15 protein-coding genes and 1 pseudogene are annotated in these 14,094 nt (G+C 57.9%); 7 read left to right on the forward strand and 9 right to left on the reverse strand.

The genetic code is table 11. The annotated features are described in order from the left end of the window. Positions 1-24: 24 nt before the first annotated feature. The 5 genes and pseudogenes from CEW83_RS21685 to CEW83_RS20950 form a co-directional block, all read left to right on the forward strand. Positions 25-720 (forward strand): annotated as a pseudogene (locus tag CEW83_RS21685) (CoA transferase subunit A); the annotation flags it as partial. Between the two features lie 36 nt (positions 721-756). Continuing rightward, complete coding sequence (locus CEW83_RS21690) at positions 757-1,374, forward strand: CoA transferase subunit B (protein ID WP_420094096.1); 618 nt, start codon at positions 757-759, stop codon at positions 1,372-1,374. A 46-nt stretch (positions 1,375-1,420) separates the two neighbouring features. Beyond that, complete coding sequence (locus CEW83_RS02515) at positions 1,421-2,170, forward strand: electron transfer flavoprotein subunit beta/FixA family protein (RefSeq protein WP_108947938.1); 750 nt, start codon at positions 1,421-1,423, stop codon at positions 2,168-2,170. Then, positions 2,170-3,099 carry an electron transfer flavoprotein subunit alpha/FixB family protein gene (locus tag CEW83_RS02520; protein WP_108947939.1) on the forward strand — a complete coding sequence of 310 codons (930 nt, stop codon included), beginning with the start codon at positions 2,170-2,172 and terminating at the stop codon, positions 3,097-3,099. The genes CEW83_RS02515 and CEW83_RS02520 overlap by 1 nt, the downstream gene beginning before the upstream one ends. A 307-nt stretch (positions 3,100-3,406) precedes the next feature. Next, positions 3,407-3,625, forward strand: coding sequence for a hypothetical protein (locus tag CEW83_RS20950; protein WP_234418963.1), 219 nt, complete (start codon positions 3,407-3,409; stop codon positions 3,623-3,625). 51 nt (positions 3,626-3,676) lie between these two features. Here CEW83_RS20950 and CEW83_RS02530 read toward each other — a convergent pair whose 3' ends face one another. From CEW83_RS02530 to CEW83_RS02570, 9 genes are all read right to left on the reverse strand, one after another. Beyond that, positions 3,677-5,260, reverse strand: a complete 1,584-nt coding sequence (locus CEW83_RS02530) for an MFS transporter (protein ID WP_108947941.1) — start codon at positions 5,258-5,260, stop codon at positions 3,677-3,679. After that, on the reverse strand, positions 5,257-6,306 hold the full coding sequence (locus CEW83_RS02535) for a universal stress protein (RefSeq protein WP_108947942.1): 1,050 nt from the start codon (positions 6,304-6,306) through the stop codon (positions 5,257-5,259). The genes CEW83_RS02530 and CEW83_RS02535 overlap by 4 nt, the downstream gene beginning before the upstream one ends. Before the next feature lie 92 nt (positions 6,307-6,398). Beyond that, a complete protein-coding gene (locus CEW83_RS02540) occupies positions 6,399-7,340 on the reverse strand; it encodes a VOC family protein (RefSeq protein WP_108947943.1) in 942 nt (313 codons plus the stop codon). A gap of 129 nt (positions 7,341-7,469) precedes the next feature. Beyond that, entirely contained in the window at positions 7,470-8,228 is a 759-nt protein-coding gene (locus tag CEW83_RS02545) for an SDR family NAD(P)-dependent oxidoreductase (protein WP_108947944.1), read from the reverse strand. Between the two features lie 46 nt (positions 8,229-8,274). Then, positions 8,275-8,499, reverse strand: a complete 225-nt coding sequence (locus tag CEW83_RS02550; RefSeq protein ID WP_108947945.1) for a ferredoxin — start codon at positions 8,497-8,499, stop codon at positions 8,275-8,277. A 134-nt stretch (positions 8,500-8,633) separates the two neighbouring features. Next, positions 8,634-9,422 carry an IclR family transcriptional regulator gene (locus CEW83_RS02555; RefSeq protein WP_108947946.1) on the reverse strand — a complete coding sequence of 263 codons (789 nt, stop codon included), beginning with the start codon at positions 9,420-9,422 and terminating at the stop codon, positions 8,634-8,636. Positions 9,423-9,575: 153 nt separating this feature from the next. Next, complete coding sequence (locus tag CEW83_RS02560) at positions 9,576-10,451, reverse strand: cache domain-containing protein (protein WP_108947947.1); 876 nt, start codon at positions 10,449-10,451, stop codon at positions 9,576-9,578. A 69-nt stretch (positions 10,452-10,520) separates the two neighbouring features. Then, on the reverse strand, positions 10,521-11,741 hold the full coding sequence (locus CEW83_RS02565) for a thiolase family protein (protein ID WP_199915191.1): 1,221 nt from the start codon (positions 11,739-11,741) through the stop codon (positions 10,521-10,523). Beyond that, the gene (locus CEW83_RS02570; protein ID WP_108947949.1) at positions 11,711-12,109 is read right to left on the reverse strand and encodes a Zn-ribbon domain-containing OB-fold protein; all 399 of its coding nucleotides are present in this window, start codon (positions 12,107-12,109) and stop codon (positions 11,711-11,713) included. Before CEW83_RS02570 ends, CEW83_RS02565 begins: the two co-directional genes overlap by 31 nt. 146 nt (positions 12,110-12,255) lie before the next feature. Between CEW83_RS02570 and CEW83_RS02575 the strand changes: the two genes are divergently transcribed. Together CEW83_RS02575 and CEW83_RS02580 are read left to right on the forward strand one after the other, a co-directional pair. Then, positions 12,256-12,957: an SDR family NAD(P)-dependent oxidoreductase gene (locus CEW83_RS02575; protein WP_108951148.1), complete on the forward strand. Its 702-nt coding sequence runs from the start codon at positions 12,256-12,258 to the stop codon at positions 12,955-12,957. Positions 12,958-13,063: 106 nt separating this feature from the next. Continuing rightward, positions 13,064-14,050 (forward strand): fumarylacetoacetate hydrolase family protein, encoded by a 987-nt coding sequence (locus CEW83_RS02580; protein WP_108947950.1) that lies wholly within the window; start codon positions 13,064-13,066, stop codon positions 14,048-14,050. The last annotated feature ends 44 nt before the right edge of the window (positions 14,051-14,094 follow it).

Here is a 14,094-nt window from a genome sequence, read left to right on the forward strand (position 1 = left end):
TCGATTTCACCGACTGAGAGAACCATGAACAAAGTTTTTGCATCTGCGTCAGGCGCGCTCGCGGGCCTGCTTCATGACGAAATGACGGTTGCAGCAGGCGGGTTTGGGCTGTGTGGCATCCCTGAGAATCTTATCGTTGCCTTGCGCGACAGTGGCGTAAAAGAGCTGACTATCGTCGGTAACAATGCCGGTGTGGATGACTTTGGGATGGGTTTGTTGCTTCAGAACCGGCAGGTCAAGAAGGTGATTGCCTCCTATGTTGGCGAGAACAAGGAGTTTGAACGTCAGGTTCTCTCTGGAGAGCTTGAGCTGCAGCTCACGCCTCAGGGCACTTTGGCCGAAAAGTTCAGGGCGGGCGGGGCCGGCATTCCCGGTTTCTACACGCGGACTGGTTACGGCACGCTGCTGGCCGAAGGGAAAGATCTGCGATCTTTTGGTGGCAAGGAGTACGTCCTAGAGGAAGCCATCTCAGCGGACGTTGCCATCGTCAAAGCGTGGAAGGGCGACAAGGCGGGCAACCTCGTCTACAGGAAGACCGCACGCAACTTCAACCCGATGATTGCCACCTGCGGCAGAGTGACCGTGGCTGAGGTCGAAGAACTGGTCGAAGTCGGCGAGCTTGATCCGGACGATATCGAAACGCCTGGCATCTACGTCGACCGGATCGTCCTTGGCCCCAGCTACGTGAAACGCATTGAGTTCCGGACCGTTCAGGGTGCAGCAGCGTCCAGGAAGGAATCGGCTATCAGGCTGATGATGGCGCAGCGGGCTGCCAAGGAGCTGCGCGACGGTTACTACGTGAACCTTGGAATCGGAATTCCGACCCTGGTGGCGAACTTCATTCCGCCCGGAATCAACGTCACCCTGCAGTCCGAGAACGGCCTGCTGGGTATTGGTCCTTTCCCGTCTGCTGAGGCGGTAGATCCCGACCTGATCAACGCCGGTAAGCAGACCATCACCGCGATCCCGGGAGGCAGCTTTTTTTCCAGTGCTGATTCTTTTGCGATGATTCGCGGCGGTCATGTGGATCTGTCAATCCTTGGCGCACTCGAAGTCACGGACCAAGGTGATATCGCAAATTGGATGGTCCCCGGCAAGATGGTGAAGGGGCCCGGCGGTGCGATGGATCTGGTGTCTGGCGTGCGGCGCGTAATCGTGCTGATGGAGCACTGCTCCAAGGACGGCATGCCCAAGATTGTTCCGCACTGCACCTTGCCGATTACGGGCAAGGCCTGCGTCAACATGATCATCACCGATCTGTGCGTCTTCGACGTCATTCCCGGTCAGGGGCTTGTGCTGAAGGATCTCCATGAAGGCGTCAGCCTCGAGGAAGTTCGAGCCAAGACAGGTGTGCCGTTTGAGGTGCTGGCCTGAGCGTTCGTCATGGCCGGTTGAATATGAAAATTGCTTGGAGCAAACAATGAAGATCCTCGTACCCGTCAAGCGCGTGGTCGATTACAACGTCAAGGTGCGCGTCAAGGGTGACGGCAGCGGCGTCGAGCTTGCCAACGTAAAGATGAGCATGAACCCCTTCGACGAGATCGCGGTGGAAGAGGCCGTGCGGCTCAAGGAGGCTGGTATTGCGACCGAGGTCATCGCAGTGTCCTGCGGCGTTGCCCAGTGTCAGGAAACCCTGCGCAACGCCATGGCCATTGGCGCGGACCGCAGCATCCTGGTTGAAACAGAAATCGAGTTGCAGCCGCTTGCTGTGGCAAAACTGCTGAGGGCGCTGTGTGACAAGGAAGCGCCGCACCTGGTCATCCTGGGTAAGCAGGCGATCGACGATGATGCGAACCAGACCGGGCAAATGCTTGCTGCGCTTGCAGGCTGGCCACAGGCGACTTTCGCCTCCAAGGTGGTGTTTAGCGGCGAAAAGGTCACGGTAACCCGCGAAATCGACGGCGGTCTCGAGACGCTGGAGATGCCGCTGCCAGCTGTCATAACCACGGATCTGAGACTGAATGAACCTCGCTATGCGACCTTGCCCAACATCATGAAGGCGAAGAAGAAGCCCTTAGAAACAATCGTGCCAGCGGACCTCGGTGTCGATGTGACGCCACGCCTGAAGACGCTTCGAGTGGGAGAGCCACCCAAGCGTAGCGCCGGTGTGATGGTGCCAGATGTGGCTACGCTGGTCGAAAAACTAAAGAACGAAGCAAAGGTGATCTGATGACAATTCTTGTTATTGCCGAACACGACAACCACACGCTGAAGGGCGCCACACTTAACACAGTTGGGGCCGCGGCGAAGATTGGTGGCGAAGTACATGTGCTCGTTGCCGGTAGCGGCTGCGCCGGCGTTGTGTCTCAGGCGGCGGCAATTGCAGGCGTTGCGAAAGTGCTGCATGCAGAGGCTCTGCATTACGAAGCGCAGACTGCCGAGAACATCGCTGACTTGGTCGTGGCGATCGCAGAGGGGTACAGCCATATTCTTGCGGCCGCGACGCCAGCAGGCAAAAACCTTTGCCCTAGGGTCTCTGCAATGCTGGATGTTGCGCAGATCTCCGAAATCAGTGCAGTCGATTCGGCTGACACCTTTCAGCGTCCGATTTACGCAGGAAATGCGATTGCAACTGTGCAGAGTTGCGATTCGGTCAAAGTGATCACGGTACGCACGACCATGTTCGAGCCTGCAGGATTAGGCGGGAGTGCCGTCGTTGAAGCGGTGGCCGAACGCGACGACCTGGGGATGACACGCCTGGTTGTTCGTGAGCTGACTAAGAGCGAGCGTCCGGAGCTTGGCGCGGCGAGCATTATCGTTTCGGGTGGGCGAGGGCTTGGAAGCGGTGAGAGTTACCGTGAGATGCTTGAGCCGCTCGCAGACAAGCTTGGTGCAGCACTCGGCGCCAGTCGTGCAGCCGTTGATGCTGGCTTTGTGCCTAACGATTATCAGGTTGGTCAGACCGGCAAGGTTGTTGCGCCTCAGGTGTATTTCGCAATTGGTATTTCCGGCGCGATTCAGCACCTTGCCGGCATGAAGGACAGCAAGGTGATCGTGGCGATCAACAAGGATCCCGAGGCTCCTATCTTCCAGGTCGCTGACTATGGTCTGGTCGGTGATCTCTTCGCTGTCGTACCTGAACTGCTCAGGGCGCTCTGAAATCGGATTCTTCGGTGGGGCAGCGATCCCTCTCCCGCGAATTGCCCACCGAAGATAGCTTGACCCATCGGCCTGCGGCCGGTGGGTTTTTTTTGCTGAACATGATTGGTCACCGCATCCTCAGCGTGGAATGTATGCGTCGATGATCACGTCAATTTGCATAAAAATAGACGCAATACAGAAAAGTGTGCAAAAAAACTTGTATTCTGCTATTTGCTGAACTAATCTGACACAGGAATCAGTATTCCACATAAAGAATCTGCCGCTCGCTAGAAGTGGTGATCGATCGGTGACAGGAGGAGGCGTGATGATGATCAGGACACTGGTATTAAGCGTTGCAGCAGGGGTGATGCTTGCTGGGTCGAACGGCATGTTCCCCGGCTTGTTGATTGGTGAGGAGCTTGGATGTGATCGGTTGGCGCCTTGTGATCTTCAGGCTGTTCTGGACAACCATCATCATGCTTATCATCCGCATACGGAAAATACGCCCGACGATTTTTTCCGGCTCGCAAGCTTTGCGAGGTGAGCGGGACCTTCACTTCATTTTTCAGTACAGAATCGGGTGCTGTTTCGTTACTCAAGCTTCGGCGATGTAGCGTCGAGTCTCGCTCCGTCCATCGTGGCTGAGTGCTAGGAGTTGCTCTTCCAGTTCCTGGTCACGACGAGTTATCCGGTCGCGCTGGCGTAGATAATCGAGCCATGAGTCGACCAAGAAGCGTTCAATCTGCTGCTCCGGGTGTTCAAGGTCGCGATAAAGCCGCCATGCGATCGCACCATTGCGTTTGCGGGCAAGGCCGAGTTCGCGAGCCACGGCAATGAAATTTTCGTGGTGCTCTGCACGAATCGAATAGCGAATTTCGACCGCTACCGGTCCGGCGTTGTGGTCCAGCGTTTCCGCCTCGGCTGAGACGCAGTCTAGTGCAGCGCCTTCGACAGTACCGAAGTCATTCTCGGACCCGAGATGCATGTGGGCGCGTCCAGTCAGCATCAAGCCAACAACGATGCAGGCAGCAGCAATCCACAGACTCCCGGCGACCCCTGCGCGCTCCGCTACTGCGCCCCACAGGACGCCACCAGCCGCCATTGCTCCCATGATTACCAGCAGGTAGACGGAAGCCACGCGTGCGCGCACCCAAGCAGCCGCCGAGGTCTGGATGACCGTGCCTGAACTGGTGTTCACCGCCATCCATGCCATTCCGCCAATTGCCAAAAGTGCGCATGTCAGCGCTATGTCAGTGACAAACGGAATTAACGCGGTGACGGCAGCGAACGTTAAAGCGCCAATGGTGACGATTCGACGTACAGAAAATCGTTTGTAAAACCGTGCGATCTGGAGAGCCGCTACAACGGCGCCGACGCCAAGGCTGCCCAAAAGCAAGCCGAAGCCACCTGGCCCCAGACCCAACTGCTCTCGTGCCACGAGTGGAAGCAAGGCCCAGATTCCGCTGCCTGCGGTTACAAAAACAAATACGAGGCGCAAGGTCTGGCGAATCTGCGTAGAGTGCCGCATGTAACGCAAACCGCTGCGGATGCCGTTCCACATCCGTTCTGGGGGAAGGCTTGGCCGCGCGGTCGAGTCAGGCATTGCGCGCAGCAGGAGCAGCGAGAGCAAAAAGCCGAGTGTGACGAGTGCGAACAGGGTGGGTGTACCGGCCACGGCAATCAATGCGCCGGCGACTGCCGGGCCAACCACTCTGGCGATATTGGGCGTTACTGTGGATAGTGCTATCGACGCCGGAATTTGGCCTTTCGGAGCGCTGTCAATATTGGATGCCACCCATGCCGACATGCCAAATGCGTTACTTGTGCCCAGCGCAAACGTAAGCCCGAGCAATAGCCACGAGCCCATCACGCCCCCATAAGAGAGTGCGGTGAGGAGAGCAGCGCTAGCGAGAGAGCAGGACTGGGTGATGATCAGGAAGCGCCGCCTGTTAACCATGTCCGCGAGCACGCCGCTGGGCAGGCCAAGGAGAAAAGCGGGTAACGCCATGGCTGTCTGCACAAGCGACACCATCAGCGGAGAGTCGGGTTCAAGCTCGGTCATCCGCCAGGCTGCACCGATGTTCTGCATCCACATCGATAGATTGACAACGATTGCGGCGATCCACAGTGCGCGGAATGGAGGATGCCGCAACGGCGCCCAGGGGCTGTCGTCCTTCACTGGCGGGCGGCACCCATACGTTTCAGACTTTGATGCATGTTGGCGATTCGGGAGTAAATGCGCCGATAGAACTCGCGCTCACCGTTGTTGAAGCGCGGGTCGCCGTTGCGGCCGAATGCGGCGGAAATTTCTTTCCAGTCTTCTTGCTGGAGATGCGTACGTGCGCCGGGGATGATCTCCTGCTCTTCGACTGCGATGTGTTTGAGTTGGCCTTGGGCGAATGCGTCGACAACGCTTGCAAGGTTGTTAGCCTCTTCTTCGGGCGCGGAAACATAGCGGCCGAGCGCTTCCCTGACGCTACTCAGGTGCCCGTCGGATTCGCGGTGCTGTCGCTGAAGATCGGCGATAACCGGATCGAGTGCGGAGGTTCGACGCTGGAGCGCGGCGAAAAGATAGGCATCCTCCTTGGGATGATGGAGTTTTGCCGGGAACTCGCCAAGGTAGTTCAGCATGGAGTCGAGCAGGGTGACGTCTGCAGCTTCGCCTTCACGCAGCGTGCCTGCAAGCATGCGCATGCCGTATGACACAACCGCGATCGCTCTGTGCTCGTCCTTGATGATGGCGCACACCTTGGTCATGTCTGGGTTTGGATCGTTCTTTTCGACGGAGGAGACAAGCACCGGGACGCGGCTTGCGGCAAGAACTTTCAAAGTTTCCGATCCCAGCATCAGTCCTCCAATGCTGCGCGGACCGTGCGAGGCCATGAAGATGAGGTCACACCCCAGTTCGGTGGCTGCGGCGAGGATTGCCTCATGTGGGCGATTGCTCGGGCGACTGACGCATTGGCAGTCTATCTCGCTCGCACGTGCGGAGACTTCAGCTTTTGACAAAATCTCGCGCGCGCGACCGCCAAAGTCATCTTGGTAAAGCGCCGGATCAAGCAGGTGAATCAGTGCGCCATCTTCCGTGAGCGAGGCACTGGCGTCGATGTCAGCGTAGAAAAAGGTGATGCGCGCACCCACGCTGCGGGCGAAGTCAATCGCCTGGGAAACCGTCTGGCTGGAGAGATGCGTACCATCGGTGGGAACAAGAATATGGCTGTACATCGATGACTCCGGTGATGGATATGTGCGTCATCGCACGAGAGGAATTCGAGTAGGCGTGGGCGCGATCTGGCCGTCCTTGCAGACGCGGATGTTCAGCGCTTGAGGGCGAGAACTTCCGGGTCGAAAATCTCCTCAGGCGTCTTTACGCTGGGGCCGAGAATCGGGCCGACAATCTCATGGCCCCATGTCGACAGCTGCTCAGGGTTGAGTTCAAAGCCGTCTTCGTGCCACGGTTCGAGCTCCGTGATGCATTCGATGGCAAAACCCGAGGGGGTGAAATGATAGAAGGACATATGCGGGTCCTGAGTGTGCTGACCCAGCGTCATCATCATGTCGTGTCCGTGCTTCTTCACAAGGTCGTACGTTTCGCCCACATCACGCACGTTGCTCACAAAGAGCCCGATATGCTGCACGCCAGCACGACCCGGACCAAAACCGTAGGCGATGTCATGGCTGGTCTGGTTGTTGAGCTTTGAGCGGAAGAACCCGGTTTTGCCCTTTCCTGCCCCCGACCCGTACCAGTGCATGCCCATGATGCCGGTGAGAAAGTGATCAAGCTCCGGCGTGTATTCGGGCGTGATCAGCACGACGTGGCCGACGCCGCGGGCACCGCAGACGAATCCGCCGTGTGGCCGACCTGGAACGAAGGAACGCGGCGACCATTTTTGCGCATAAAACAGCTCATGCTGGTAGCCAACAGGATCGCGGAACCGGATGAGCTCCTTTACGCCGCGTGTCGCGCAGAGTTCGGCGTCTCCTACAGTGATCTCGATGTTGTGATTGCGAAAACGCTCAACGGCCGCATGAAACTCCAGTTTGCCGCGAGCCTCCCAGCCGATATAGGCAATTCGGTCAATCTTGCCGGGATGAAGCGCGATTCTGTGACGCCGGTCATCCAGCTTGAAATAGAGCGAATCAGGGTCGGATTCGGGAGCGTTACCGATCTGGAAACCCATAACCTTGGGGCCGTAATCGCGCCACTCGTCGAGTTTGGTGGTCTCGAAACCAAGGTAGCCAATGCCGATGATGTCCATGCTGTCTTCCTCCTAAGTTGTGAAGCCTGCGCTCGCGAATTCCACCGCGATTTGCACTGATTGCTTTCAGTTCGTTTGTGCCGAGAGGGCATTCATTCGCTGTTGGGCGGGAGAGGGCTGTCGGTGCAGTCAGACCGCCAGCAGCCCTCCGTCGATGACAAGATCAGATCCCGTCATGAAGCCGGCTTCGTCCGATGCAACATATAGTGCGAGGGACACGACCTCGTCAGGCTCACCCGGGCGATCCTGTAGTACGCCGTCGAGAAGGGCCTTGCGCATCACTGGGTTGTCCACGAACGCAGCCGTCCCCGGGGTTCGGACAAAGCCCGGACTGATGCTGATCGCACGGATGCCAACTGGAGCGCCCTCCACCGCGAGTTGGCGGGTAAAGGACACGACCGCACCTTTGGCCGCGCAGTGTGCGCTGATGCCGGCGACCCTCGAACCGGCCCACGCCGCAGTCGATGCGATGTTCAGGATCACTCCACCGCGAACGGCGAGGTGATTCCATGCGTACTTGGTGGTAAAGAAGATCAGGTCGATCTCGTTGCGGATGGTGTAGTGCCAATCCTCGATCGACATGTCTGCGACCGGAGCGAAGCGTGCTGCGGAAGCGTTGTTGTAGAGGATGTCGATCCGCCCGAACTGGTCTGCTGCGGACTGGACCCAGGCCTGTGCCTGGGCATGATCGCCAAGGTCGACAGGGGCTGCTCCATGAAGCTCGAAGCCTTCTGCGTTCATCAGACGGCGGGTCTCTTCGTGCGCTGCAGCGTCGGTGTCGCAACCAACTACGAGGGCGCCTTCGCGCGCGAAGCGTAGTGCGGCGACGCGACCCTGGCCACCGCCCGTGCCCGTGATAAGGGCAACTTTTCCTGAAAGGCGACTCATGTGCTATCTCCAGGGAACTGTGCAAGTCCGCGTGGTGGTGCCGGGTTCAGTCCGCGGGGGCTTCGATCTGAATCGCTTCCGCAGGGCATGCGGCAGCTCCCTCGATGGCAGCCTCTTCCTGGCCCTCGGGCACATACTCACTCTCAAGAAAGACGATACCGTCGGCATCCAGCTTGTAGACGTCGGGGCACAAGGCGGCGCATAGGCCGTATCCGCAGCAACGGCTGCGGTCAACAATGACTTTATGTTGTTTTGCGTTCTGTTCGCTCATGGCGTGTCTCCTGTTCTATGCACGATCTTCAAGATCGATGAAAAGATTATGCACAGAATTTAGAAAACTGTCACGTTTAACAACGAGCGAACATGGATCTACTTATCGGCTGTGTTGGAGGGGCCGGTGAAGCGCTAGATCAGGAGGTTGGAAAGCTTTTCCGCCAGACGGCGTATCTCCACGCCGATCTTCGTCGCTTCGTCGCCGATGTACTGACCGCGAAACATGACTGCCGATATGGTGAAGGACAGTTCACCGTATCGGTCATGGATGGGAGCCGCGATGGCCATGATGCCAGCTGAGAAGTAGCCGTCGTCCATTGCCCAACCGTGTTCGCGCGCGTGCTGAACCTGATCGCAGTATTCGCTGAAATCAAGCGGACGTGCCCAACGCATGCGATCGAATACGGTTCGCATGGCGTCCTCGTCGAGTTTCATGTGCGCCGCAAACAGTCGCCCACTCGCGCCCATAAGGATCGGAAGCCGTTGACCAATGGCCATGTCGATACGCAGATCGGTTGGACTTGTCTCCGATTTGACCAGGACGATCCGTTCGCTGCTCATCTGTCGCCACAGGGTGACCGTGACATGAAATCGAGCTGCGAAGTCCTGCATCAAGGGCTGTGCAACATCAAGCCGCTGGCCCTGGCTGACGAGATGCCCCACCAGTCGTGCGAGACCAAGACCCGGGGTGTACGTCTTTGACACGGGGTCGAAAGTGACCATTTCCTCACTGGCCAGCGTTCGCAGAATATTGAAGCACGTGCTTGGATTGATCGACAGTGCGCGCGCCATATCTGACGATCGCTCCGGCGAGCCGCTCTCCGTAAGGTGTTGCAAAATACGTATGGCATTAACGACCGGCTTGACGATCACTGTGCCCGTGCTGCGGGTTCCACTGTCGTCGTCTTCTCGCTCTTTCATCGCTTCTCCTCGACATGGTCAGCGTTTGACCGAATCGATCTTCAGTTTTATCTCTTTAAAGAATTTTATTCTGAATAAAGAATACTACGAAAGATACGAAAAGGCGATTCAAGATGCTGTGTGGGTGGATTGGCTGGATGTTTCCTGTAGCGTTCAGGGCTTGAAATAGCCGACAGCAACGATGTATCGATCCACAATCTTGAAAACCGTGCGTTTTGGTTCGGTCTTGCGGGTTACGGGATTCTTCCAGAGGTAGTCGAGTTCTCCGCTTTTGTCGCGCGCGGCTTGATCAAGCATTGGACGAATGATCGGTGTGCCAGCCTTATCGCGTAGTTCGCTCCCATCAGTGCCGACGAGGCGCGGCATGCTGCCGTGAGCGACGAAGTGACCGCTCTCCCGATCGATCACGAAGACATACAAATCGTCCTGTACGAACCGTCCGTCGAGCCGGTTGAATTCTCTGATTGCGCTTGACGGCTCGATTTCCATGGCTTCGACTGCGCGGTCCAGAAATGCGCGTGTCTGTTCGGGTGAGGAGCGATTGATGTAGTAGCCGACGGAGAGGATCCGATCCCCGACTTTCTCGAAGTAGGCATGCTTACGCTGCACCGAATTGTCGGCCCAGTTCAGCCAGCGATAGTCGACCTCTCCGTAACCAACAGTTCGCGCCTTATCCAGTATCTCTGCGAAGAACGGTTTGCCCGTGACGTCTCGCATCTGCGAGAGGTTGCGGCCGATCAAGGTCGCTGACGAACCGCCGCTGGTGAGCATTGTTCCATTGGTATCGAGCACGTAAACATAGAGTTCCTTGTCGGTGAATTCCCCCTGCCGTCCGAATTCCGCGAGCGCGCGGTCGCCGACCTCTTTAATACGTGATACGGCACGGGCAAGCAGTGCCTGCGCACGCACCGCATCAGAGGAGGTTTCAGTGATCCCCGCTGCGGAAGAGGTTGGTTCCTGAGCCGAACTCACTTGTGGTGTGGCGGCAGCGAACAGAATGAGTAATACGGCAAGCGTTGCGCGTTTCATTGTTGGTTCACCTCTCACGGTGTTTTTGTTCGGATGCAAATGAATGAAGAGACGTCTGGGCGTCTTCGTTCATTCCCTAACCAACAGGAGGCTTCCACCCAGGGGGCCTCCGCCGGCAGCAACAACTGAAACGTTATGCGGTTTGACCTGGCGATCTCCGGCACGTCCCCATAGTTGGCTGCATGCCTCGTGAACATAGCCAAGGCCGTGGGTGCGACCGCCGGAGAGTTGTCCTCCGTTGGTGTTGATCGGTAGCTCTCCATTTCGGGCGATGCGCTGCCCGCCTTCAACGTAGCGACCGCTTTCGCCGCGGGGGCACAGTTTCAAGCCTTCCAGCCAGAGCATCGTGAGAATCGAAAAGCCGTCATAGAGTTGTGCAGACCCTACATCGGACGGCTTCAGGTCGGTGCGCGCCCACATCATCTCGCCGACATCGCGGGCTGCAGTAGCGGTGAGGTCGATCTGATCCCATGACCATGGCTGGTGGAGTGCTGCACCCATGGCTTCGATGCGGATCGGACGGTTGGGGCCATCCTTTGCTGCGTCGGCACGCGACAGGATGATCGCGGTCGATGCATCGCAATGTACGTCGCAGTCGAGCAAGCGCAGTGGCGTGGAGATCATCCGTGAGGACAGATAGTCGTCCATGCTGAGTGGCGTTCTGTAGATCGCTTTTGGATTGAGCGCAGCGTTGGCGCGACAGGTCAGAGCGATCTGTGCAAGTTGCTCCGGAGTCGTGCCGTACTCATGAAAATGGCGTTGGGTGTAGAGCGCCATCAGATTGATTGCCGAGAGCACGTTAAACGGCGTATACCACTGCCAGAAGAAACTGCTGTCGCGCCCCACCGTCTTGTTCGTGAGTGCGCCGGCGTTCTTGTCGACCTGTCGCCGGCTGGCTTCGGTGATCGTGCGAAATACCAGTACGTGCCGACAAAGCCCGGCAGCAATGGCCATGGCGCCATTGATCACACCTGCCAGGGGGCCGGGGCCTTCGTATCCACCGCCATACCAATTGACCTTGAGCCCGAGCGTGCCGATCAGCGCATTGGGGCCGACCGGTGAAAAGGCATCACCATTATTGTTGTCACCCGGCCAGCAGGCGACGCCGTCAATATCGTCACGGGTCAGGCCCGCATCGGCGATGGCCTCAAGGCAGGCGTCCAGGGTCAGTTGCATCCCGGAGCGCGCAAGTGGGCGCCCAACGGCCGATTGACCGACGCCGCTGATTGCGACGTCTTTTTCGAAAATACGATCAAACATTACTCGTCCTTCTCGAACACGGGGAGCCATACGTCTTCTTGTTGTTCGAAGCGCACGCGTACCGGCATGTCGATGCGCACGGCCTCCGGAGGCAACCCAACGATATTGGTTACGAAACGTAGTCCCGTCTGCTCAGGCAACTCAACAATTGCCACCACGTAGGGGACATCGAGGTCGGGGCGCCAGGCCTGATGGTTGATCGTAAAACTGAGGACCTTGCCTTTGCCCGAAACCGGTTGAGGTGCGACCTCCCGGCTGCAGCAGCTCGGGCAGATCGGCGCGGGCGGGTGGAAGTAACGATTGCAGGCTGCGCACTTGTGTATCTGCAATTGCCCGCTTTCGCCGCCTTGCCAGAACGGCGCGCTATCCGCAGTAATCGCAGGAAGTTTTCGAGTCATGGATGTGTCCAGTCGATGTTTGACCCGTGGTCAAGCAGGGTCACACATTAACATATAGACAGAAGTTTAAAAACTGTCTAAAGTTTGTTCGTCAATGGTGCCTTCAGAGATTGAACGTTGAGGGCCATATCAGGATGAAAACGCACATGACTTGCAGACTCGAAGGCCGTTCTATTGTGGTAACAGGTGGGTTCGGCGCGCTTGGCCGCGCACTTGCCCGTCGCTTGATCGAGGATGGTGCGCGCGTTGCTCTGATCGATCGCGCAGTTGAGCCCGCAGGTGCGCTTCCGCCTGGGGTCTCTATCGCTATTGGTGCCGTCGATCTTGGTGATGAGTCTGCTTGTACTGCTGCATATGAGCAGGTCCGCGAAGCATTGGGTGCGATCCATGGGGTCGTGAATGTTGCGGGCGGCTTTACATGGGAGCCGGTCGAAACTGGCTCACTCAAGACATGGGATCGCATGTACGAAATGAATGTGCGCACCGCAGTGGTGAGCTGTCGGGCAGCCCTGTCTCACCTGATCGAAACGGGAAACGGACGCATCGTCAATGTCGGCGCACTTGCCGCACTCAAGGCGGATGTGGGTATGGCGGCGTACGCTGCATCGAAGTCTGGCGTACTCCGCCTTACCGAGTCGCTTGCTGAAGAACTCAAGGATCGCGGTGTCACGGTCAATGCGGTGATGCCGAGCATCATCGATACGCCAACTAATCGAGCCGATATGCCGGAGGCGGATTTCAGCCGTTGGGTGCCATCGGAGAAGATCTCCGCGGTGATTTCATTTCTGCTTTCGGATGATGCGTCCGCCGTGACCGGCGCAAGTGTGCCGGTGGCCGGAAGGGTGTAGGCAGGCTTTCACGGCCCCAACGGGTCGGCAGTCACCATCATCCAAAGACACAACAACGAAGGCCTGACCGGATTACCCGGTACGGGCCTCGCAAAAGGAGACACAGATGAGGTTGGTTACTTTTCGCGACGCAGTTGGCCATCAGCGTGCAGGCGCATTGATCGAGTCGGATACGCTGATCGTAGACCTTGCGCAGGCGAGCGGCATTCTGAATGGCTCGGCCTTGCCTGTGTTCGGAAGCACACTGGCGCTGGTTGAGGGCGGCAGCGAAGCACTGGCTGCGGCACGCGCGCTCGTTACGCGTGCCCCGACTGAGGCGGTCATTCCACGCAACACGGTGAAACTTTGTGCACCGATTCAGCCGCCACCGCAGATGCGCGACTGTTCATGTTTCGAACTGCATCTGAAGCAAGCCTTTGCTGCCGCTCGGCGGTCCAGGGTGGCACATCTGCCGGATCCGGAAGAGGCCTTGAGGCAGATGAACACGCGTGCGGACGAGCGCGTCATCGACACCTTTAACCGCCAGCCGATCTATTACAAATGCAATCGCTTCGCCGTGATCGGGCCGGATGATGAAGTGATCTGGCCGTCGTACAGCAAGGCGATGGACTTCGAGCTTGAGTTCGCTTGCTACATCGGGCGCAAAGCGAAGGATGTGCCGCGCGAGATGGCGCGTGACTACATTGTTGGCTACACGATCTTCAATGACATGAGTGCCCGCGATGCTCAGGCATTGGAGATGCCCGGAATGCTCGGGCCCGCCAAGAGCAAGGACTTTGATACCGGAAACGTGATGGGGCCCTGCCTCGTAACGGCCGACGAACTGCCTGATCCCTATGACCTGACCATGATTGCGCGAGTAAACGGCGAAGAGTGGGGCAGGGGGACGACGCGCGACATGCGTTGGACGTTCGAGGATGTGATCGCGCATATCTCCCGCTCGGAAACCCTGTACCCGGGCGAGGTTCTCGGATCTGGCACCGTCGGAAACGGGTGTGGACTTGAGCATCTGCGCTATCTGAAACCCAATGATGTGGTCGAGCTTGAGGTTGAGGGTATCGGTGTCCTGCGCACTCGCGTAACGCGACCCTGACTTCCCACAGCCGTCCCCCTGAGTTGAACGCAATTCATGCGTAC

This window comes from Parazoarcus communis (assembly GCF_003111645.1).
Lineage (GTDB): Bacteria > Pseudomonadota > Gammaproteobacteria > Burkholderiales > Rhodocyclaceae > Parazoarcus > Parazoarcus communis_A.